The organism is Bifidobacterium sp. LH_743 (assembly GCF_056355775.1).
Genome location: NZ_JBKESZ010000001.1, coordinates 22,715 through 43,918, shown reverse-complemented (window position 1 = coordinate 43,918; position 21,204 = coordinate 22,715). Strand labels below are relative to the sequence as shown.

The window sequence follows — 21,204 nt, the reverse complement described above, 5'->3', positions numbered from 1 at the left end:
AACCATGTCACTTGGTTTGAACATCCTCCTGATTTTCGTATTCCTGCTGCTCGGCTCCGTGTTCGCCGGAACCGAGCTGGCACTGGTCAGCCTGCGCGGATCGCAAATCGACCAGATGGAGCAGGAGGATGCCCGCGGCAAGCGTGTGGCGCAGATCGCCCGCGACCCGAACACCTTCCTGTCCACCGTGCAGATCGGCGTGACGCTGTCCGGCTTCCTGTCCGCATCGTTCGGCGAATCGTCGATCGCACCGTACGTCGTGCCGGTCGTCGAAAGCTGGGGGGTGCCGCGTTCCGTGGCCGCCCCGCTGACCACCATCGCACTGACGCTGATCATCTCGTATTGCTCGATCGTCATCTCCGAACTTGTGCCGAAGCGCATCGCCATGCAGCGCAACGAGCAGATCGCGCGCGCCGTGGTGCCGGCCATTCATGTGTTCGCCAAGGTTTGCAAGCCGATCATCTGGCTGATCGGCAAGAACACCAACGGCATCGTGCGCCTGCTCGGCTTCGATCCGAACGAGACCGACAGCGAGGTGTCCGACGACGAGCTGCGCGTGCTGGTCAACACCAACACCAACCTGAGCAAGGACGAACGTACCATCCTCGACGACGTGTTCGACGCGTCCGAGACCATCGTGGCGGAAGTCATGCGCCCGCGTGCCGACGTCGCGTTCCTGGACGGCTCCATGCCGCTCGCGGAGGCCGCTGAATACGTACGTGAGATGCCGTATTCCCGCTACCCCGTCACCGGCAAGGACTTCGACGACGTGCTCGGCTTCGTGCATGTGCGCGACCTGCTCGACATCCGTGATCCGAAGGCGAAGACCGTCGCCGACGTGACGCGCGAAGGCATCTCCCTGCCGGGCACATCCAAGCTGCTGCCAAGCCTCGAACTGCTGCGCAAGCGCGGCATCCATCTGGCCGTGGTCATCGACGAGTACGGAGGCACCGACGGCATCGTCACATTGGAGGACATGACCGAGGAATTGGTCGGCGATATCCGCGACGAATACGATCTGCCGGAGGAGAAAGGCGGCGAACGCACCGAGCGCACCGCTTTCGTGAATGGCGTGGCCACCATCGAAGGCGGCATGACGATTGAGGATTTCGCGGATTTGACGGGCATCGAGTTGGAGGATGGCCCGTACGAGACCGTCGCCGGCTACTTCCTGGCGCACACCGGCAAGATGGGCGAGGTCGGCGACGTGCTGCCGTCCGATGACGGTTACGACATGATCGTCACCAAGGTGGACGGCCGACGCATCGAGACGTTGGAGGTGCGCCGGCACCAGTCCGGACAGCCTGACGAGACCGATGAGACCGGTCAGTCCGGCAAATCCTCCCCTACAGCACCACGTGCCGATTGATATCCCGACGCAACTGCCTCCATTGCGGTAGATAGGCGCTCATACGACTCTGAAAGCCCTCTCCGTGCCCGTTCTCCCATAAGTGGGTCATCTCATGCACAAGCACGTATTCAAGGAATCTGGGGGCCATTAAACCAAGCTGCAAGTTGAGCCTGATTCGTCCGGTCCGCGGCGTGCACGATCCCCAGCGCGACGTCATGACGCGCAGCGTGATATGCGTCGGTCCACGCCCGATGATCGGCAGCCATTTCGCGAGCAAAGTCGGCAATTGCGATTCGATGTTGCGTCTAGCTCGCGCCTTGTTCGCATCCGTCCAGACGAACGTATGCGGATATGTGCGTGAGTCGTCGGACGGGCCATGGAAGCCGGAATCGCCCGTTCCTGCCATTCCAGTACCAGCGGAGCCATCCACGCGCTGGAAGCCGTCTTCTGACGCGTTCTGCGCCGCGATCTGCGCATCCCTGGCCTGCAGCATGGCGCGTCTCGCCCGTTCGATCCATGGCTTACGTTCCGTCACGAATCGTTCGATGGCGCTCTCCGCCATCCGCTGCGGCGCGGAAACGACGATATCCGCGTTCGGCGGCTTGATGCGCAGATACATGTTTTTGATGGGTTTTCTTACGATGGTCACGCGCATTCCGGCGATGTCCGTCACCGTTGTGGAGATCACGCGATTGCGGCCGTTTCCGCGATGTTCCGCTCCCCTGCCGTTGCGGCCGATTGTTTTTCCGCTGCCGCGCTGTCCGTTCGTCATGCCTTGCATTATGTCACGACACGCCGAAAAACGAGCGGTATTTGACTTTCCATGCGATTCAGGTATTATTTCAATTCGTTGTGTTCAAGACACAGCAAGTTGGGCCCGTAGCTCAGGTGGTTAGAGCGCATCCCTGATAAGGATGAGGTCGGAGGTTCAAGTCCTCCCGGGCCCACGTAGATGGTAAGGAAGCGGCGGGGCCGCTTTTTTCACCTATGGGGCTATAGCGCAGCTGGTAGCGCATCTGCTTTGCAAGCAGAGGGTCGCCGGTTCGAACCCGGCTAGCTCCACGGGGCTATGGCGCAGCTGGTAGCGCATCTCCATGGCATGGAGAGGGTCAGGGGTTCGAATCCCCTTAGCTCCACAGTTGAAGGCTTCCGATGATTCGGAAGCCTTTTTTCATATCTGTCAAAAGACGTCAACAAATGCCGGCAAAGCCGGCGGGGGAGTGGTACCGCTTGGTTGCGGGCGCCACTCCAGATTCTTTAGGCGTTCTAAGCGTTTTGGGCACTCTGAGCGTTCTGCTTGGCAAGCTCGTCACGGATCTGCTGCAGCAGCAGCACGGTCTGCTCTTCGGCGGTGGGCTCCGCCGTCGCGGCCTCCTCATCGGCCTTCTTCTGCTCGGCAAGCTTGGTCTTGGCAAGCAGCGCCTCGGTCATGTCACGGAATTTGTTAATCGGCACCAGAATACAGAAATAGACGGCGACGGCAATGATGAGAAAATTCAGAACCGCACCCAGCACCGCGCCGAACGAGACGGTCGCGCCGTTGAACGTGATCGCCAGCAGGCCATCCATGTTCGGCTTGCCGAAGATCATGGCGATGAATGGGTTGATGACGTTGTTGACGATCGCGTTGACCACGGTGGTGACGGCACCGCCCATGACGACGCCGACTGCCATGTCGATCATATTGCCGCGTGCGATGAATTTCTTGAATCCTTCAAACATGGTTTGCTCCTGTTCTGTATTCGCGATTCCGTGAATCGCGTCAATGGACAAGTCTCTCCTTCTTCCGAATCCATCCTATATCCGCCATAACCCGCCCGAATCCATACGCCCAATGTCCGATTCTGGAGAATCGGACACTCAGGGCTCCTCCGCATACCTCCATATGTCCGATTCTGGAGAAACGGACATTCAGAGCCCTTCCGCGCGCTTCCACGTGTCCGATTCTCCAGAATCGGACGTTCCAAGTGCGGATATTTCCACGGACACGGGTGCCGGCATGCTCCAGCCAAATCCTGAGCAATATCTTGTGTGTCCCTCGACCATGCACATAGAATGAAATCGCCTTATTGATAACCCAACTATCCCGAAGGGGAAAAATATGCTCACTGATGAGTACGTCAAGCGCGTGTATGCGCAGGTCGAAAAGCGCGATGGCGATCAGCCGGAATTCCTGCAGGCCGTTCGCGAAGTCTTCGAAAGCCTTCAGCCCGTGGTTGAGAAGCACCCGGAGTATGAGAAGGCGGGCGTGCTCGAGCGCCTCGTCGAGCCGGAGCGCGTGGTGAAGTTCCGCGTCGCATGGACCGATGACGAGGGCAAGGTCCAGGTGAACCGCGGCTACCGTATCCAGTTCAACTCCGCGATCGGACCGTACAAGGGCGGTCTGCGCTTCCACCCGACCGTGAACGAGGGCGTCATCAAGTTCCTCGGTTTCGAGCAGATTCTCAAGAACTCCCTGACCACGCTGCCGATGGGCGGCGGCAAGGGCGGTTCCGACTTCGATCCGAAGGGCAAGTCCGACGCCGAGGTCATGCGCTTCTGCCAAGCCTTCATGACCGAGCTGTGCCGTCACATCGGCCAGTTCACCGACGTTCCCGCAGGCGACATCAACGTCGGCGCCCGTGAGATCGGCTACTTGTTCGGCCAGTACAAGCGCATCCGCGACGAGTATTCCGGCGTGCTGACCGGCAAGGGCCTTGAATTCGGCGGCTCTCTGGCCCGTACCGAGGCCACCGGCTATGGCCTGTGCTACTACACCCAGGAGGCTCTGCGCGTCCTGAAGAACGATTCCTTCGAAGGCAAGACCGTGGTCATCTCCGGCTCCGGCAACGTGGCCATCTTCGCCACCGAGAAGGCCCAGGCCCTCGGCGCGAAGGTCGTCACCGCCTCCGATTCCAACGGTTACGTCTACGATCCGGACGGCATCAAGCTCGATATCGTCAAGGACATCAAGCTGGGTCACCGCGGACGCATCAAGGAATACGCCGAGCGTGTTCCGGGCGCTGAATATCACGAGGGCTGCAAGGGCGTGTGGACCGTGCCGTGCGACATCGCGCTGCCGTGCGCCACGCAGAACGAAATCGACGGCGAATCCGCCAAGGCTCTGGTCGCCAACGGCTGCAAGGTCGTGTGCGAAGGCGCCAACATGCCGTCCACTCCGGAAGCCATCGCCGTGTACCAGGAGAACGGCCTGCTGTACGGCCCGGCGAAGGCTGCCAACGCCGGTGGCGTGGCCGTGTCCGGTCTGGAGATGAGCCAGAACAGCTACCGCCTGAGCTGGACCTTCGAAGAGGTGGACAACAAGCTCAAGTCCATCATGGAGACTATCGTCGCCAACTCCTTGGCAGCGGCCAAGGAATACGGCCATGAGGGCGATCTGATGCTCGGCGCCAACGCCGCCGGCTTCGTCAAGGTCGCCAACGCCATGGTCGCCCAGGGCGTGCTGTGATCGCCGTGATTCGCTGAGCACCGTTTCGGCTTTCCAAGCCGGTTCGCATCGATTCGAGTATTCTGGAGTATTCCGATACCCGATTGATGCGGACCGGCTTTTTGCTGCCCGTTATGGCCCGCTGCCGTCCTTTTGCTGCCGTCCTTTTGCCATCCCCAGTGTCCGATTCTGCAGAAACGGACATCCACGGCACTCCCAATCCACCTTGGATGTCCGATTCTGCAGAATCGGACATTCGAGCCACATAAAAACCTGCCCGCACATACAAAAAACGGCCCGCACCATACCGGTACGGGCCGTTTGCGTCGCAGATTGTGTGGTCCAGCCGAATCAGTCGTCACCGAGCGTCACATGCACGCCGCCGACCAATGTGCTCACCACGTTGTACAGCAACGTCACAATGACCGCCAGCAGAGTGATCAGCACCACTTCGACGATCGAGAAAATGGTGACCGCGCTCAGCACGGTGCTCAGCGAAAGCACGTTGGCAAGATCGAATCCACCCGCGTCAAGGCCGGTGGAGGAGACGATCTGCGTCACCTGGTCGAACACGCCGGCCACGTCCAGAACCGTCCACAGCAAAGCCGCTGCAACGACCTGGATGATGCCGACCGCTATGGACAGCATGAACGCCACCTTGGCTGCGGACCAGGCGTCGATGCGGGTCAGGGACAGGCTCATGCGACGGGCACGCGGCGCGCTGCGACGAGCCACCTTGTCACGGACCTTCACGCCACTGGTCGAAGCCGCAGAAACGCCTTCATGCGCCTTGATCTGCTCTTTGCCGATCAATGGCTGGCTGGAAGCGGAACGAGCCACGCGCGGGGCGCTCTGGCCCTCCTGCGACTGCTCTCTGTTGTTGTTCTCGCTCATCGTTGCTCCTTGCAAAATCTTGCCTGTTTCTAGCTGAGGCTATCAGTTTTCACAGACGATTGGCCGCGTGGCTTTCACGCCGTCGCCGTCTCGCCATCGCCCGGCTCGGCAGCGGTTTGCGCGGCGGCTCCGTCCTGCGATTCCTGCGATTCGGCGACCGCGGTTTCCTGGGATTCCGCGGTTTCGTCCTCGTCCGTCTCCTCGTTGCGTGCGATGGAGATGATCTCGTCGTTCTTGTCCGGCTTGGCGAGCGTCACACCCTGGGTGGTACGTCCGGTGCGCTTGACTTCGGCCACGTTGGAACGGATGACCTTGCCGGACTTCATGATGGCCATGATCTGGTCTTCTTCCTCCACGATCACGGCGCCCACCAGGGAGCCACGGCCTTCGGCGAGCTGCACGGCCTTGACGCCGTAACCGTTACGGCCCTGCAGGCGGTATTCGCTGATGGCGGTGCGCTTGGCGAAGCCCTCGTTGGTGACCACGAGCAGGTCCTTGTCGGAGTCGCCCCACACCACGTCCATGGCCAGCAGTTCGTCGCCGTCGCGGAACTTCATGCCCTGCACGCCGGCGGTCTGACGGCCCATCGGGCGCAGCTGCTCGTCGTTGGCTTCGAACTTCAGGCTCATGCCCTGCTTGGAGACGAGGATGATGTCGTCATCCGCGTTGCACAGCGCGGCGCCGATGAGCTCGTCTGCGTTCTCGCCGTTCTCGTCGGTCATGAGGCGCACAGCGATGAGGCCGCCCTGGCGCGGGGAGTCGTATTCGGCCAGCGCGGTCTTCTTGACCTTGCCGGAACGGGTGGCGAGCACCAGATACTTGGCCACGTCGTAGTTCGGAATCGACAGCACGGTCTGAATGGTCTCATCCGGGCCGAATTGCAGCAGGTTGGCCACATGCTGGCCCTTGGAGTCGCGGGAGCCTTCCGGCAGCTCGTACGCCTTCAGGCGGTACACGCGTCCCTTGTTGGTGAAGAACAGCAGCCAGTTGTGCGTGCTGGTCAGGAAGAAGTGATCGACCACGTCGTCCTCACGCAGCTTGGCGCCCTTGATGCCCTTGCCACCGCGGTGCTGGGCGCGGTATTCGTCGGCCTTGGTGCGCTTGATGAAGCCGGAGTGGGTCACGGTGACCACCACGTTCTCTTCGGCGATCAGGTCTTCGACGTTCATCTCGCCGGAGTACGGCAGGATCTTGGTGCGGCGTTCGTCGCCGTACTTGGCGACGATTTCGTCAAGCTCGTCACCGACGATCTTGCGCTGACGTTCCGGCTTGGCGAGGATGTCGTTGTAGTCGGCGATCTTGCGCATGAGCTCGTTGTGCTCGTCGAGGATCTTCTGGCGTTCCAAGGCGGCCAGGCGGCGCAGCTGCATGGCCAGGATGGCGTCAGCCTGCACCTCGTCCACGTCAAGCAGGTCCATAAGGCCCGTACGGGCGGTCTCAGCGGACTCGGAGGCACGGATGAGGGCGATGACCTCATCGATCATGTCAAGGGCCTTCAGATAGCCCTGCAGGATGTGGTCGCGCTCCTCGGCCTCGCGCTTGAGGTATGCGGTACGGCGTGCGATGACCTCGAGCTGGTGGTTGATCCAATGGCGGATGAACGCGTCGAGGCTCAGCGTGCGCGGCACACCGTCGACCAGAGCCAGCATATTGGCTCCGAAGGTCTGCTGCAGCTGGGAATGCTTGTACAGGTTGTTGAGCACGACCTTCGGCACGGCGTCGCGCTTGAGCACCAGCACGAGGCGCTGGCCGGTACGGCCGGAGGTCTCGTCGCGCATGTCGGCGATGCCCTGGATCTTGCCGTCGCGCACCGCTTCGCGGATGGATACGACCAGACGATCGGGGTTCACCTGGTACGGCAGCTCGGTGATCACCAGGCACATGCGGCCCTTGATCTCCTCGGTGTTCACGACGGCGCGCATGGTGATCAGGCCACGGCCGGTGCGGTAGGCCTGTTCGATGCCCTTGTGGCCGAGGATGGTCGCGCCGGTAGGGAAGTCCGGTCCCTTGATGATGCGGATCAGGTTGTCGAGCAGCTCCTCACGGCTGACGTCCGGATGGTCGAGGGCCCAGTGCACGCCTTCGGCCACCTCGCGCATGTTGTGCGGCGGGATGTTGGTGGCCATGCCGACGGCGATGCCGGACGAGCCGTTGCACAGCAGATTCGGGAAACGGGCCGGCAGCACGGTCGGCTCCTGGGTCTTGCCGTCGTAGTTCGGCAGGAAATCGACGGTGTCCTTGTCGATGTCGCGCACCATTTCCATGGCGAGCGGCGCCATACGGCATTCCGTGTAACGCATTGCAGCTGCCGGATCGTCGCCGGGGGAGCCGAAGTTGCCCTGTCCGTCGACCAGCGTGTACCGCATCGACCACGACTGCGCCATACGCACCAAAGTGTCGTAGATGGCGGAATCGCCGTGCGGATGGTACTTGCCCATGACCTCGCCGACCACGCGAGCGCACTTGGAATAGCCGCGGTCGGGACGATAGCCGCCGTCGTACATCGCGTAGATCACACGGCGATGCACCGGCTTCATGCCGTCGCGCACGTCGGGGAGCGCGCGATCGACGATCACGGACATGGCGTATGCCAGATAGGATTCGCGCATCTCCTGCTGCAGATCCTTCTTCTGGACACGTTCGCCCACCATCAGGCCGTAATCGGTGTTATCGGCCTCCTGCGGGCTCAGCGGCTCCATGGAGCCGTCCGGCACAAACTGGCCGTCTTCGTTGTTGTTGTTTTCGTCTGCCAATTTCTTAATCCTTGCCTAGAAGTCCTCGAAAGAAGTCCTTGGAAGCCCTTACGCGTCGATCCAGCTGACGTTGCGCGCGTTGCGCTGGATGAACAGACGGCGGGGTTCGACTTCGTCGCCCATGAGCATGGAGAAGGTCTCATCAGCCGCCGCGGCGTCCTCGATCTGCACCTGCTTCAGAATGCGGTGATCGGGGTCCATGGTGGTCTCCCACAGCTCCTGGTAGCTCATCTCGCCCAGACCCTTGTACCGCTGGATGCCTTCGCCCTTCGGCAGCTGACGTCCGGCCGCCTTGCCTTCGGCGAGCACGCGGTCGCGTTCGGCGTCGGTGTAGACGAAGTCGTGCGGGCCCTTGGTCCACTTGAGGCGGTACAGCGGCGGCATGGCCACGTACACGTAGCCGGCGGTGATCATCGGACGCATGTAGCGGAAGAACAGCGTCAGGTTCAGCGTTGCGATATGGGCGCCGTCGACATCGGCATCGGCCATGATGATGACTTTGTGGTAGCGCACCTTGTTGAGGTCGAAATCCTCGCCGTAGCCGCCGCCGACGGCGGTGATCAGCGATTCGATGGTGTCGGACTTCATCATGCGGTCGAGGCTTGCGCGTTCGGTGTTGAGGATCTTGCCTCGCAGCGGCAGGATGGCCTGCGTGATCGGGTTGCGTCCCTGGATGGCGGAGCCGCCTGCGGAATCACCCTCCACGATGAACAGCTCGCATTCCTCCGGATTGTTGGACTGGCAGTCCTTCAGCTTGTCCGGCATGCCAGCCGATTCGAAGATCGACTTGCGGCGGGTGTTCTCACGCGCCTTCTTGGCGGCGAGACGCGCGTGAGAGGCTTCGATGGCCTTCTGGATGATGTTCTTGGCCTCGCTCGGGTGGGCGTCGAACCAGTCGCCGAGCTTGTCGGTCATGACGCGCTGCACGAAGGTCTTCGCCTCGGAGTTGCCGAGCTTGGTCTTCGTCTGGCCTTCGAACTGCGGGTTGGTGAGCTTGACGGACACCACTGCGGTCAGACCTTCGCGCACATCGTCGCCGGAGAGGTTCTCGTCCTTGTCCTTGAGGATGTTCTTCTCGCGTGCGTAGCGGTTGACCAGGGAGGTCAGCGCAGCGCGGAAGCCTTCCTCGTGGGTGCCGCCTTCGGTGGTGGAGATGGTGTTGGCGAAGGTGTGCACGGCTTCGGAGTACGCGGTGGTCCACTGCATGGCGATTTCCGCGGAGATGCCGATTTTGAGGTCCTCGGCTTCGAAATCGATGACGTCCGGTTCCACCGGAGTGGCCTTGCGCGACTTCACCAGGTAGTCGACGTAGTCCTTGATGCCGTCGTTGTACTGGTAGGTGACGGTCTGGAACTTGTCCTCGCCGTCGTTGTCCTCGCCGGACACCTCGTCGCCGGCCTGATCGGGTTCGCGCAGGTCGGTGAGTGAGATCTTCAGTCCCTTGTTCAGGAACGCCATCTGCTGGAAACGGTTACGCAGAATCTCGAAATCGTACGTGGTGGTTTCGAAGATCTTGCCGTCCGCCCAGAACGTCACGGAAGTGCCGGTGGATTCGCCTTCCTCCATCGGACGGCCCTTGGCCAGATGCGCTGTCGGCTTCTGGTTGATGTAGGTCTGGGTCCAGTGGAAGCCCTGGCGGCGCACTTCGATGTCCACGCGGGTGGACAGTGCGTTCACCACGGAGATGCCCACGCCGTGCAGACCACCGGAGACCGCGTATCCGCCGCCACCGAACTTGCCGCCGGCGTGAAGCTTGGTCATCACGGTTTCGACGCCGGAGATGCCTTCTCCCGGCACCTCATCGACCGGAATGCCTCGGCCATCGTCCACCACACGCACGCCGCCGTCCGGCAGAATCGTCACTTCGATATGCGAAGCGTAGCCGGCCAGCGCCTCGTCGACGGAATTGTCGACGATCTCATACACCAGGTGGTGCAGGCCGCGGGGACCGGTGGAGCCGATGTACATGCCCGGGCGGATGCGCACCGCCTCAAGGCCTTCCAGAACCCTCAGATCGGATGCGTCGTAATGCTCCGGCGACAACGAGTCGTCGAGCTGCGCGTCTTCGAGCTGATCGTTCTGGATTTGATCCTGAATCTGATCTTCCTGCGTGTTTTCAGCTGATTCGTTCAGCGAATCCGCGTCAAGGTCTGCCACAGAGATTCCTTCCTGCATTTACCCCGCCGTCAGGGTCATTTACGCAGGTGATACCACCTAGAACGCAAATAAAGGCCCCTTCTAGGCGTTTACATACACTGCTTGATATTCTACTCATGGAGGGGGACAGCGGGCGAGAGACTTTATCCTCGGAATATCGCCGTTTTACGCTCCGAAATATCCGGAACGACCATCCGGCGCACGCCGGAAAAGGCACCTATGAAAAGGTGCTTATAAGGCCTATACGAAGGTGCCTGTCAGTACCGAATCTTCTTGGAGATATGCCCACGGCTGAATCCCTGCTGTTGCGGGCCGGTGACCTTCACCTCGTTGATGGTCAGCCCCTCGAGATTCTTGCGGATGGTATCGGTCAGCTCCGGCACCATATATGACAACGTGGTGGTCCATGCGGGACTGTCGCAACGGATCGTCAGCACGCCGTCACGCAGGCTGACGGGGTAGGAGTGCAGCGCGTTCGCATCGCCCACGACCTTATCCCAATGGTTCCGCATCTGGGCCATCTTCAGATGCGGGATCCAGGCGCCGTTCTGCGCCAGAATGTTGAAAAGGCTCCCCATCGTCACCGGATCGCGTCCGGGTTTGCCGAAGCTTTCCCATGCCTTGCGTGCGTTCTCCTCACGCTGTTTGAGGAGTCCGGCGCGCTTGCTGACGTGCTCGAACACCTCGGCCGGCAGCTTGCGTTGGTCGAGTTTCAGGATCTCGCAAATCGGCGGTTCCGGCATCAGTCCTCACCATCCTCGTCCTGCGATTGCTCCGTCCGCGACTGCGCGGCCTGCGTACGTCCTCCGCGCCCGGCGGCGAGCAGTGCCGCCATCGCGGCCACATCGCCGTCCATTTCCTGCGATTGCGTGTGCCGCAACGAAGCGACGTCGATGATATGCGCCCCGCTTTGGGGAATGTCGCTCGCCGCGGCGACGGTGATGAGCACCTGATCCTGCCGCTCGGCGAAATCGAGTATCTGCCCGCGTCGGGATTCGTCGAGCTGGGCGAACACATCGTCGAGAATCACGATCGGTTTGGTTTCCCACTGTGCGGAAACCACCTCGTACAGCGCCATTTTCAAAGCCAGAGCCATCGTCCACATCTCGCCGTTCGAGGCGAATTCGCGGGCTGGCATATCGTTGAGCAGCAAGGTCAGGTCGTCCCGCTGCGGGCCGATCAGATTCTGCCCTCGGGCCACTTCGCCGGGGTAGATCCGCTGGAAATGACGGCTGATTTCCGCCGCGGGCTCGTCGTACAGCATCACTTCGTCGAAGGATGGCTCGTATGACAGGTCGGCCACTTCGCCGGACCCTGCCAGCGCCTCGTAGATTCGTGAGAAGGGCTCGCGTAGCCGTCCGATCACTTCGTTGCGTTCCCGCGTCACCTGCATGCCGATTTCGATGAATTGCCCGGTCCACACCTCCAGGCCGCTCAGCACGGCCTGGCGCCCGTATTCGGGGTCGAGTCCGGAACCATCCGAAAGCTGTTTGAGCAGCGCGGCGCGCTGTTTGGCGATATGCGTGAACTGCTGCAACGACTGCATATAGCGGGGGAGCAGCAGCGATGCCGCCTGGTTGAGGAAGTTCCGTCTGGTGGCGGGGTCGCCCGACACCAGACGCTGGTCTTCGGGGGTAAAGGACACGGATGGCACCGTTCCTATGATGTCCCGCATGTACTGCGATTTTCCGCCATCCACGCGCGCCCTGTTGGCCCCACGCGCGGCGATGGTGATTTCGTACGAACGCCGTCCGTCCGCGCCTTCCACATTGGCTCGGATAGTAGCGGAAGGGTGCCCCTTTTCGATGAGTGGCAACGACGATGAGGTGCGATGGCTGGATCCGGTGGAAAGCACTTCCACGGCTTCCACGATATTGGTCTTTCCCAGACCGTTGGATCCCTGAAGAATGTTGATTCCCGGCTCGAAATCGATTACGCAATGCTCCCAGGACCGGTAGTGGTCAAGCGCGAGACGGGAAATATGCATGGAACGTCAAAACCTTTGGAGGATTTGGAGATGAAAGTATAAAAGTTCAGTTTGGAGGGGGCAGGATGCGGCGATTGGACTGCCGTTGGTTGGCTGCGAAAACAGTGGACTTTCGCAGCCAACCAACGGGGAACGGACTCAGCTGTTGAAGCGCATCGGCACCAGCAGATACCGGTAGTCCATGGATTCGTCGGAGTCGGCTTCCTTCTGTCCGTTGAATTCCACGGGCTTGACCGCGGTGGTCATCTTCATGCGCACGAACGGTTCGCTGATGGCGCTCAGGCCTTCGACCAGGTAGGACGGGTTGAAGGCCACGGTGATGTCCTCGCCGTCCATGTCGATGTCGAGGACTTCCTTGGCTTGGGCCTCGTCAGCGGCGCCTGCGGCCAAAGTCAGCTCCTGGCCGGTGAACATCATGCGAATCGGGGCATTGCGCTCGGCCACCAAGGACACACGTTTGATGGCGTCGACAAGGGCCTGCTTGCTGATGACCGCCTGAATCGGGTATTCGTCGGCATACAGGCGATCCACGGCCGGGAATTCGCCGTCGATGAGCTGCGATGTCGATACGCGGCCGGCGTTTTCGAAACCAAGCAGAGACGGATTTTCGGCATCGAAATCGATGATGACGTCCTGATGCTCATCCAAGGAGCGGGCCACGTCGCGAAGCAGGGAGCCGCGGACCAAAGCCGTGGTGCTGATGGTTGGATCGGCCGGATTCCAGGCAAAGCTCGAACGGGCCAGACGGAAGCGGTCCGTGGAGCTCATGATGACCTTGTCGCCTTGGAATTGGACGCGGATGCCGGTGAGAACGGGACGATTCTCTTCACGGGAGACGGCGACGGAAGCCTGATTGACGGCCTGCGCGAAGGCGGCGGAGTCGGCCTGTCCAAGCGTCGGCGGAACCACAGGCAGATCCGGATATTCGCTTTCCGGCATGAGCTGCATGGTGAAGGTCGATTTGCCCGAAGTGATGGTCATGGTCGAGCCGTCGGTGGAGAGATAGGCTTTGGCGGCTGGCAGGGATTTGGTGATGTCGGCGAGCAGTTTGCCCAGAACCAGAACGCTTCCGGCTTCGTCGATGCCGGCTTCGATGTGATGGCGGGCGGAGATGGCGTAGTTGAAAGCGGAAAGCTGGAGGGTGCCGTCAATGGCTTCCAGACGGATGCCCGCGAGAATTGGCGCTGCTGGACGGGCATCGATGACGCGTGTGGTCCATGCCACGGCGTCGGCAAGGGCTTGGGAATTGACTTCGACTTTCATGGGGTATTCCTCGTTTCGTTCGTTCCACATGCCATTCTAGCGAAGCGGCATACGGGAGAAAAAGCGTGGGGAATTCCCCGCTTTATGGTTTTGATGATTAGCTTAAGAAAAATCCTACTTCCGTAATAATAAGCCCTGTGGATAGTGTGGATAACCGCTGTTACCCCAGATTCCACAACGGTTCATTGCCAGTCGCTTTCTGTGGATAACTTCGGAACAGAGTGTGGACAAACATGGTACTTATCCACAGGCAAAAGTACGACGAAAAGTTATCCACATTTTGCGGTGAATAGTCCACGATTTGCCCACTGGCTCCGGCGGCGTTTCCAACGCGTTTTCCACAGATTTTTCCGCGGAAAGTGGATATCCCTGTGGATAACTCGAAATAAAATGCTTCACACGCCGGCGTGTCAAGCGTTAAGTAAAAAGGTTGGTAAATTATTTACTAACCATGAGAAAAACGTTACGGGACAATGCCTGAACGGCTATAAATAGCTATCGATGACTATGCGCAATTACGCGATTACTTGTCGTTCGACCTCTGCTTGAGCTGCAGGGTCAACTCGGTCACGTAGTTGTAGATCTCCTGCTTTTCCTGCATCTCATCGTTGATGCGGGTGTACGCGTGCATCACGGTGGTGTGATCCTTGCCCCCGAACACCAACCCGATGTCGTTGAGGCTCATACTGGTCAGCTCTCTCACCAGATACATGGCGATCTGACGTGCCAACGCGATCTTCTTGGTGCGGGAACGGCCTACGATGTCATCGAAGGTCAGATAGAAGTACTTCGCCACCTGACTGATGATGTCCGCGGGCTTGATTTCCACATCGGTGGTGAAGAAGTCCTGCAAAGTCTGCTCAGCCAACGCCCGGGTGACCGGCTGGTTGCTCAGCGAGGCCATGGCCGTCACGCGGTTCAGAGCGCCTTCAAGCTCTCGGATGTTCTCGGTGAAGCGTTCCGCGATGAGATTGAGCACGTCATTGGGGATATCGGACGCGTTCATGGTCGCGATCATGCGCAGAATGGCGATTCGTGTCTCCAGATCCGGCGGTTTGACGTCGACGGTCAGACCGGATTCGAAGCGGGAGATCAGACGTTCGTTGAATCCCTGCAGGTCCTTCGGCGGCACATCGGAGGCGATCACGATGCGCTTGTTGGCCTGGTGCAGGGTGTTGAACGTATGGAAGAACTGCTCAAGCGTCGCGTCCTTGCCGCTCAGGAACTGGATGTCGTCGATGAGCAGCACGTCCACCTCACGGTAGCGGCGGTTGAATTCCTTGATTTGGCCGGAACTCTGGTTGGTGTCCGCCAGGGCCTCGATGAACTCGTTGGTGAACTCCTCGCTGGTCACATAGCGTACCTTGAGGTTGGGGTCCTTGACCAGCGCGTAGTTGCCGATGGCGTTCAACAGGTGGGTCTTGCCCAGGCCGGAGCCGCCGTAGATACACAAAGGATTGAAATCATGCCCCGATCCTTCGGCCACGGCCAGCGCCACGGTACGCGCGAAACGATTGGAATCGCCTGGCACGAAGGTGTCGAAGGTGGCGTTCTTGTTCAGATGGGTCTCAGGATCGAGTAAAGGCCTGTTCTGGCCGCTTTGGAAGTTGTTGTGATGTTCCGGCGGCATGGTCGTCGGAATCGGCAGCTGGCCCTGCGTGGTCTCGTTTGCGGGTGCCTTCGCGGGCGTCTTCACCGGCGCTTTCGCCGGAGATTTCACGGGGGAGAAGCGCGGATAGTTTTCGATGGGCGCCGGTTCGGGCTTCGCGGGCTTTTCCACGATTTTGAATGCGGGGAAGATGTCCTGTTCGGCCGATTCGCGCAGCGCCTCCATCAGCGGCTGGTTCAGTTCGGTCTGGAGCGCCTGCTGGGCTGCGGCGGAGGGGACGCACAACATGATGGTGGGACCCCACATGCCTTCCGGATAGACGTTTTCCAGCCAGCTTCTGTCCCGCACGGACAGCGATGGATTCTGATGCAGCAACGCCAGAGCGTCGGACCATACCCCACGAGCCTGTTCGAGAGGGTCTGTTGTCGTATTTTCGGCCACGGATAACCCCTTTCTCGATAGACGTGCCATTACGGTGCAACTGTATATTTGTACTCTTTTTTCCCCAGGTTATCCACCGGGGCGCGTGTTGAAAAACCTGAATTGTGAATAACGTTGATGTGATTTGTGGATAACTTTTGTGGGGAATTCGGCGGAATAGCAACGATTCTGTGGATTATTCTTCGTGGGGAATCCCCATAAAAATGTGAAGGAAACGGTTGGGAATTTCATTCTGTTCAGGGGTCAGAGTAATTTAGTAGAGCTTGACTCATGAGGAGCCGTGCCTTGGCATGGCTAAAACACCGGGAGCATTAATTATGAAGAGGACATTCCAGCCGAACAACCGCCGTCGTCACATGAAGCACGGTTTCCGTCAGCGTATGCGCACCCGCGCGGGCCGCGCTCTGATCAACCGTCGTCGCGCCAAGGGCCGCAAGTCCCTCGCTGCCTGATTTTTTAGTGGCATAGAGCGGTGGAACGGCTGAAAAGCCATCGCGATTTCGTTGCGGTGCTCAAACGCCGTCGTAGGGTATCGCGTGAGGACATCGTCGTGCATTATCTGATGCGCGACGATGCCGTAACGGGCGATACCACGACGGTGCATGGTCGTCGTATAGGCCTGGCCGTTTCCAAAGCCGTTGGCAACGCGGTCACGCGTAATGCTGTGAAAAGGCGTTTCCGCGTGCTTGCGCGGAAATACGAATCTCTATTACCTGAATCCTGCGATATCGTGTTGCGCGCCAAGCCAAGTGCCGCACGTGCCGATTTTTTGTCGCTCGAGCAGCAGATAGCGGCATGTTTTGAAGCGGTGAAGCGTAAAACCGCCCAGCATCAATGAGCGAACATCGCCGTCGTCATTGGACGGTGCAGCTCATCCGCTGGTATCAAAAGCATATTTCCGCCCGTACCGCACCCCGATGCCGGTATTATCCAAGCTGCTCGAATTATGCGATTCAGGCGATTGAACGATTTGGCTGCCTTAAGGGTGGCCTTCTTGCGTTATTGCGCCTTCTTCGCTGCAATCAATGGAACCGTGGTGGGATCGACGATGTTCCGCAGCTCTATTCCTTGTTTTACAGATGTTCGTGGTCGAAGGCACACGAGGAGCCTCGACTCACGCCTCTGGACGTAGAAAAACCTATAGGCGATAAGGAGAATGGCCTGTAATGAATCAAGATCAATTCCTCCTCGACAGTGGTTTCTGGGGCTGGCTGTATAAGCTCCTGTACCCTGTCGAGTGGCTTATGACGCAGATCATGGCCGTATTCCACAAGTTCCTGGTGATGCTGGGCATGAACGAGATCGGTTTCTCGTGGGTCATGTCCATCGTGTTCCTGGTGATTGTGGTCCAGGCGTGCGTGTTCCCGCTCTTCTATAAGTCCATGAAGGGCATGCGCAAGATGCAGTCCCAGATGGCTGTCATGCAGCCCAAGATGCAGCGCATCCAGAACAAGTACAAGGGCAAGAACGATCCGGCCAGCAAAGAGGCCATGCAGCGCGAGCTCATGAAGCTGTATGAGGACAACGACGCGAATCCGATGGGTGGCTGCACATCCATGCTGCCTATGTTCGTGCAGGGCCCCGTGTTCATGTGCATGTTCTACACACTGTCGGCCATCCCGTACATCGCACGCGGCAAATTCAGGAACGGACAGGGCCTTGGCGCCTTCGACATCGCCACGGCCAAGGAATTCACCTCCACCACGGTGTTCGGCGTGAACGTGGCCGAGAACTTCACCACGGCAGCCGTGTACGGCAAGGTGGTCATCGCCATCTTCGTCGCGTTGATGTGCTTCTGCCTGTGGTTCATGCAGTACAACAGCATGAAGCGCAATATGGCGCAGACCGCTGCGAACAAGCAGACCGAAATGATGCAGAAGATGATGCTGTGGCTGTTCCCGATCATGTACATCTTCTCGGGTATCACCATGCCGTTCGCCGTGCTGGTCTACTGGCTCACCAACAACATCTGCAACCTGTTGCGTTCCATCTGGCAGATCCACGTCTTCCCGACCCCGGGCTCGCCCGCGGCCGAAGCGAAGGAGAAGCGCGACCATGCCCATGAGAACGCCCGCCGCGCCAAGGCCGGCCTGCCGTCCCTCGAGGAGGAGGAGCTGCAGAAGGCCAAGGAAGCCGCCGAGAACAAGGAAAAGAACGGCTACCAGCGCGTGCAGCCGAGTCGCAAGAAAAAGAAGAAGAAATAAGTATTGGGTGTGTCCTGTGTTCCACGTGAAACACAGGACACACCGCTTTATATGCGGTCACCAACGTGATACACAACAATCGCTAGACTTGAATAACAAGAACCCCGCTCAAAGGAGTACAGAACCATGGCGCAAGATGATGAGAAGACCATCGATCAGCTCAATGAGGAAGCTGATATCGCTGCCGATTATCTCGAAGGATTGCTCGACATCGCCGATTACGAAGGCGATATAGAAATGGGCGTGCGCAACAATCGTCCGATGGTGCAGATCGTCGCCGACGACGATACCGACATCAAGCATCTGATCGGACGCAACGGGGAAGTGGTCGACGCGTTGCAGCAGCTGACCCGCCTTGCCGTGCAGCAGAAGACCGGCGAACGCTCCCACCTCATCGTGGACGTCGACGGCTTCCTGAAGCGCAAGCGCCAGCGTCTGCACGACCTCGCCTTGGATGCCATCGACGAGGCCCGTGAGACCGGCGAACCGGTGGATTTGAAGCCGATGAATTCCTTCGAGCGCAAGATCGTCCATGATGTCGTGCGCGAAGAGGGTATGAAGTCGCGTTCCCACGGTGAGGAGCCGCATCGTTACGTCACGGTGTACGTCAAGGCCTCCGCGGTCGATGACATCGATGATATTGATGACGAAGGCTGAAAAGCCGCACTGGTTTCACGTGAAACACACTTAAGCGCTGCTCTTTTTTTGAGTGGCGCTTTTTTGTTGGTTTTCATGCGATATGTAATCCGGTATCTAAATTGCGATTTGTTTTTTTGCGATTTCTGGGTGCGCTGCGGCCGCCATATTTCGTTCCCGACACACTCAAGGCCGTTCGGCCAAGCTTACGGTCGGGAACGGAATATGGCGGCCTTCGCTTTGGGGACGATTAACTTGGGTTTTGTAAGCGTTCTTATGGTTGGAGGTATTACAGCTTCGCAACCCTGTTTCTATAAGCGCCTTTGGCTGGAGGTACAAGCTTTCGCTTTGGGAGAGACGTTTACCTGGGGGATCGTAAGTGTCTTTGAGGTTGGAGGGATCTTTCTAGACCTTGGGCTTTCGTCGTGTGACGTGGGGCGAGGAGGGAAGGGAACGCAAATAATGGGGCTGGGGTTGTGTGTCACGTGGTGGGAGGGAGGGAATGGGATATAGGATGGTGACCATGAGTGATGTGCATGACGAATTGGACGGATCGCCTATTCTTGAGGAAGTGCTTGGCGATGCGTTGGACAAGCTTAAGGTGTTTCACGTGAAACTCGCCACGGAAGGCGAGCCGCGTGGATTGATTGGGCCGAGGGACGTCGGCATTATCTGGGAGCGTCATATCCTGAATTCCGCCGCCATTGTGCCCTTTGTGCGTGAGGCTACGGCGAAAAGACAGTTCAAGACGGTTGCGGATATCGGCAGCGGTGGTGGTTTCCCGGGCATCGTGGCTGCCGCCTGCCTTCCGGACCATCGATTCACCTTGGTGGAGCCGATGGAACGCCGTGTCGAATGGCTTCATGAATGCGTCGAGGAGATGGGCTTGGAGAACGTCTCCATCGTGCGTTCCCGTGCCGACGCGGTGATCGATGCCGTCCGCGGTCCGAAGGGAGGACGAAAGGGCAGGGGAGTGGAAGCCGTTGATCTTGACGGCAATCCCATCCACATGCCCCATCCTTTCGCCGTGGTGACCTGCCGTGCCGTCGCTCCGATGACCAAGCTGTCCGGATGGACGCTCCCGCTGCTGGACAAGGGCGGACGTCTGGTCGCGTTGAAAGGACGCTCCGCGCAGGATGAGATCGTCAAGGCGGCCAAGGAGATTTCAAAGAACGGTGGAATCCGTCCGCGCGTGGTGGATGCCGAAGTCGGACCCGGACTTGAATCGACGCATGTCCTGATGGTGGATAAGCGATAAGTTATCCACAAAACGGCGCAAGTTATCCACACTATCCACAATCGTTGGAACGCTTCGAAAATGCTTTTAAAAAAGCTTGAATTTGCAGCGATTGCACGGTGGATAACTTTTGAGTGATTAGATGGGTTATCCACCGACTATCCACCATTGTCCACAATGGTGCGAGGGGCTGCGCTCGGACGGGAATCTGTCCACACGAATGATGAAACTTGAGTTTGAATATGCATAGGAAGGCTAGTTCATGACTGGACCTGGTGAACCAGATAATCTGACTTCGATGGAATCCGCAACGGATACCATCAAGCGAATCTTCAAGGGATCGAATTCCCCGGTTGGCGCGCAGATCGCGGATGAATCATCGCGGTACAAGGCGCTGGAACATGCCGTCTGCCCGAAACCGGCGCAGACGCGACTGATTGCCGTGGCCAATCAGAAGGGTGGCGTCGGCAAAACCACATCCGCAGTGAATCTGTCCGCGGCCCTGGCTCATTTCGGCTGCAGGGTGCTGCTCATCGACATGGATCCTCAGGGCAATGCCTCCACCGCCCTGGGCGCTCCGCACGCTTCCGGACAGCCTTCCGTATACGACGTCATCGAAGGACGCAAGCGCATCGCGGAAGTCAAAACCACATGTCCCGACTTTGAGAACCTCGATGTGGTTCCCGCTTCCATCGATCTGAGTGGTGCGGAATTGGAGGTCGCCGATATGGCGGACCGCAATTCTCTGCTGAAGAACGCGGTGGACGAGTTCCTTGAAACCAGCGAGAATCATTATGATTACGTGATCATTGACTGCCCGCCCAGCTTGGGCCTGTTGGTGATCAACGCCATGTGCGCCGTGCATGAGATGCTGATTCCGATCCAGGCCGAATACTATGCGCTGGAAGGTTTGGGGCAGCTCATCAACACCATTGGCCTGGTGCAAGAGCATTACAACCCGTCGTTGCTGGTCTCCACGATGCTCATCACCATGTACGACAAGCGCACGTTGCTGAGCCGCGAGGTGCATGGCGAGGTGAAGAAGCATTATCCGACGATCGTGCTTGACACCACCATTCCGCGTACGGTGAAGATCTCCGAAGCGCCGAGCTTCAATCAGAGCGTTATCGCATACGATCCCAAGGGAATGGGAGCGATTGCGTATTGCGAGGCCGCGTTGGAGCTTTCGCGTCGTTCCGAGACGGTATTGCAGGCGATTGACGCAAGAAGGAATGAGAACTGATT

Annotated in this window: 18 protein-coding genes and 3 tRNA genes; 12 read left to right on the top strand and 9 right to left on the bottom strand. The window is 59.1% G+C overall.

The features are described 5' to 3' along the window. The first annotated feature begins 4 nt into the window (after positions 1–4). Positions 5–1,369: a hemolysin family protein gene (locus tag AC1ATL_RS00185; RefSeq protein ID WP_432623111.1), complete on the top strand. Its 1,365-nt coding sequence runs from the start codon at positions 5–7 to the stop codon at positions 1,367–1,369. Here the strand turns inward: AC1ATL_RS00185 and AC1ATL_RS00180 are convergent. After that, positions 1,347–2,006, bottom strand: coding sequence for a M48 family metallopeptidase (locus AC1ATL_RS00180; RefSeq protein ID WP_476568328.1), 660 nt, complete (start codon positions 2,004–2,006; stop codon positions 1,347–1,349). The genes AC1ATL_RS00185 and AC1ATL_RS00180 overlap by 23 nt on opposite strands. A 218-nt stretch (positions 2,007–2,224) precedes the next feature. On the opposite strand from AC1ATL_RS00180, the gene AC1ATL_RS00175 reads away from it, so the two are divergent. The 3 genes from AC1ATL_RS00175 (at position 2,225) to AC1ATL_RS00165 (ending at position 2,487) form a co-directional block, all read left to right on the top strand. Then, positions 2,225–2,298 (top strand) — tRNA-Ile (locus AC1ATL_RS00175). Positions 2,299–2,340: 42 nt separating this feature from the next. Beyond that, positions 2,341–2,413: transfer RNA gene (locus AC1ATL_RS00170), tRNA-Ala, on the top strand. 1 nt (position 2,414) lies between these two features. Further along, positions 2,415–2,487, top strand: a tRNA-Ala gene (locus AC1ATL_RS00165). 130 nt (positions 2,488–2,617) lie between these two features. Here AC1ATL_RS00165 and AC1ATL_RS00160 read toward each other — a convergent pair. Next, entirely contained in the window at positions 2,618–3,073 is a 456-nt protein-coding gene (locus AC1ATL_RS00160; protein WP_476567584.1) for an MscL family protein, read from the bottom strand. A 379-nt stretch (positions 3,074–3,452) separates the two neighbouring features. Here AC1ATL_RS00160 and gdhA point away from each other — a divergent pair, with 379 nt between their 5' ends. Beyond that, complete coding sequence (gene gdhA, locus AC1ATL_RS00155) at positions 3,453–4,799, top strand: NADP-specific glutamate dehydrogenase (RefSeq protein ID WP_432623115.1); 1,347 nt, start codon at positions 3,453–3,455, stop codon at positions 4,797–4,799. A 330-nt stretch (positions 4,800–5,129) separates the two neighbouring features. On the opposite strand, the gene AC1ATL_RS00150 is transcribed toward gdhA, so the two are convergent. The 7 genes from AC1ATL_RS00150 to dnaA all read right to left on the bottom strand — a co-directional run bounded on the left by AC1ATL_RS00150 (position 5,130) and on the right by dnaA (position 15,912). Then, positions 5,130–5,672: a DUF3566 domain-containing protein gene (locus AC1ATL_RS00150; RefSeq protein ID WP_432623117.1), complete on the bottom strand. Its 543-nt coding sequence runs from the start codon at positions 5,670–5,672 to the stop codon at positions 5,130–5,132. Positions 5,673–5,746: 74 nt separating this feature from the next. Then, positions 5,747–8,425, bottom strand: a complete 2,679-nt coding sequence (gyrA, locus tag AC1ATL_RS00145) for a DNA gyrase subunit A (protein ID WP_476567581.1) — start codon at positions 8,423–8,425, stop codon at positions 5,747–5,749. A 48-nt stretch (positions 8,426–8,473) separates the two neighbouring features. Beyond that, entirely contained in the window at positions 8,474–10,600 is a 2,127-nt protein-coding gene (gyrB, locus tag AC1ATL_RS00140) for a DNA topoisomerase (ATP-hydrolyzing) subunit B (RefSeq protein ID WP_476567579.1), read from the bottom strand. A 239-nt stretch (positions 10,601–10,839) separates the two neighbouring features. Next, positions 10,840–11,325 (bottom strand): DciA family protein, encoded by a 486-nt coding sequence (locus AC1ATL_RS00135; protein ID WP_432623123.1) that lies wholly within the window; start codon positions 11,323–11,325, stop codon positions 10,840–10,842. Then, positions 11,325–12,569 (bottom strand): DNA replication/repair protein RecF, encoded by a 1,245-nt coding sequence (recF, locus tag AC1ATL_RS00130; protein WP_476567577.1) that lies wholly within the window; start codon positions 12,567–12,569, stop codon positions 11,325–11,327. Before recF ends, AC1ATL_RS00135 begins: the two co-directional genes overlap by 1 nt. A 138-nt stretch (positions 12,570–12,707) precedes the next feature. Further along, positions 12,708–13,832, bottom strand: coding sequence for a DNA polymerase III subunit beta (gene dnaN / locus AC1ATL_RS00125; protein WP_432623127.1), 1,125 nt, complete (start codon positions 13,830–13,832; stop codon positions 12,708–12,710). A gap of 523 nt (positions 13,833–14,355) precedes the next feature. Continuing rightward, the gene (dnaA, locus tag AC1ATL_RS00120; RefSeq protein ID WP_476567574.1) at positions 14,356–15,912 is read right to left on the bottom strand and encodes a chromosomal replication initiator protein DnaA; all 1,557 of its coding nucleotides are present in this window, start codon (positions 15,910–15,912) and stop codon (positions 14,356–14,358) included. Positions 15,913–16,199: 287 nt separating this feature from the next. On the opposite strand from dnaA, the gene rpmH reads away from it, so the two are divergent. The 7 genes from rpmH (at position 16,200) to AC1ATL_RS00085 (ending at position 21,202) form a co-directional block, all read left to right on the top strand. Further along, a complete protein-coding gene (gene rpmH, locus AC1ATL_RS00115; protein WP_003807168.1) occupies positions 16,200–16,334 on the top strand; it encodes a 50S ribosomal protein L34 in 135 nt (44 codons plus the stop codon). A 20-nt stretch (positions 16,335–16,354) separates the two neighbouring features. After that, entirely contained in the window at positions 16,355–16,720 is a 366-nt protein-coding gene (gene rnpA / locus AC1ATL_RS00110; protein ID WP_432623133.1) for a ribonuclease P protein component, read from the top strand. Next, a complete protein-coding gene (yidD, locus tag AC1ATL_RS00105) occupies positions 16,717–17,049 on the top strand; it encodes a membrane protein insertion efficiency factor YidD (protein ID WP_432623135.1) in 333 nt (110 codons plus the stop codon). Before rnpA ends, yidD begins: the two co-directional genes overlap by 4 nt. After that, the gene (yidC, locus tag AC1ATL_RS00100; protein ID WP_432623137.1) at positions 17,049–18,086 is read left to right on the top strand and encodes a membrane protein insertase YidC; all 1,038 of its coding nucleotides are present in this window, start codon (positions 17,049–17,051) and stop codon (positions 18,084–18,086) included. Before yidD ends, yidC begins: the two co-directional genes overlap by 1 nt. 126 nt (positions 18,087–18,212) lie before the next feature. After that, a complete protein-coding gene (locus AC1ATL_RS00095) occupies positions 18,213–18,743 on the top strand; it encodes a Jag family protein (RefSeq protein ID WP_026646651.1) in 531 nt (176 codons plus the stop codon). A gap of 502 nt (positions 18,744–19,245) precedes the next feature. Next, the gene (gene rsmG, locus AC1ATL_RS00090) at positions 19,246–19,980 is read left to right on the top strand and encodes a 16S rRNA (guanine(527)-N(7))-methyltransferase RsmG (RefSeq protein WP_476567566.1); all 735 of its coding nucleotides are present in this window, start codon (positions 19,246–19,248) and stop codon (positions 19,978–19,980) included. A gap of 277 nt (positions 19,981–20,257) precedes the next feature. After that, entirely contained in the window at positions 20,258–21,202 is a 945-nt protein-coding gene (locus tag AC1ATL_RS00085) for a ParA family protein (RefSeq protein ID WP_476568326.1), read from the top strand. Positions 21,203–21,204 lie beyond the last annotated feature (2 nt).

What these genes read in the sequence shown, in the direction of transcription:
- gdhA (WP_432623115.1), top strand. Translation starts at nt 3,453, where the DNA reads ATGCTCACTGATGAGTACGTCAAGCGCGTGTATGCGCAGGTCGAAAAG.
- AC1ATL_RS00160 (WP_476567584.1), bottom strand. Translation starts at nt 3,073, where the DNA reads ATGTTTGAAGGATTCAAGAAATTCATCGCACGCGGCAATATGATCGAC.
- dnaN (WP_432623127.1), bottom strand. Translation starts at nt 13,832, where the DNA reads ATGAAAGTCGAAGTCAATTCCCAAGCCCTTGCCGACGCCGTGGCATGG.
- yidD (WP_432623135.1), top strand. Translation starts at nt 16,717, where the DNA reads ATGAGCGAACATCGCCGTCGTCATTGGACGGTGCAGCTCATCCGCTGG.
- AC1ATL_RS00135 (WP_432623123.1), bottom strand. Translation starts at nt 11,325, where the DNA reads ATGCCGGAACCGCCGATTTGCGAGATCCTGAAACTCGACCAACGCAAG.
- gyrB (WP_476567579.1), bottom strand. Translation starts at nt 10,600, where the DNA reads ATGCAGGAAGGAATCTCTGTGGCAGACCTTGACGCGGATTCGCTGAAC.
- AC1ATL_RS00095 (WP_026646651.1), top strand. Translation starts at nt 18,213, where the DNA reads ATGGCGCAAGATGATGAGAAGACCATCGATCAGCTCAATGAGGAAGCT.
- rpmH (WP_003807168.1), top strand. Translation starts at nt 16,200, where the DNA reads ATGAAGAGGACATTCCAGCCGAACAACCGCCGTCGTCACATGAAGCAC.
- AC1ATL_RS00150 (WP_432623117.1), bottom strand. Translation starts at nt 5,672, where the DNA reads ATGAGCGAGAACAACAACAGAGAGCAGTCGCAGGAGGGCCAGAGCGCC.
- recF (WP_476567577.1), bottom strand. Translation starts at nt 12,569, where the DNA reads ATGCATATTTCCCGTCTCGCGCTTGACCACTACCGGTCCTGGGAGCAT.
- AC1ATL_RS00085 (WP_476568326.1), top strand. Translation starts at nt 20,258, where the DNA reads ATGGAATCCGCAACGGATACCATCAAGCGAATCTTCAAGGGATCGAAT.
- AC1ATL_RS00185 (WP_432623111.1), top strand. Translation starts at nt 5, where the DNA reads ATGTCACTTGGTTTGAACATCCTCCTGATTTTCGTATTCCTGCTGCTC.
- yidC (WP_432623137.1), top strand. Translation starts at nt 17,049, where the DNA reads ATGAATCAAGATCAATTCCTCCTCGACAGTGGTTTCTGGGGCTGGCTG.
- rsmG (WP_476567566.1), top strand. Translation starts at nt 19,246, where the DNA reads ATGAGTGATGTGCATGACGAATTGGACGGATCGCCTATTCTTGAGGAA.
- AC1ATL_RS00180 (WP_476568328.1), bottom strand. Translation starts at nt 2,006, where the DNA reads ATGCGCGTGACCATCGTAAGAAAACCCATCAAAAACATGTATCTGCGC.
- dnaA (WP_476567574.1), bottom strand. Translation starts at nt 15,912, where the DNA reads ATGGCACGTCTATCGAGAAAGGGGTTATCCGTGGCCGAAAATACGACA.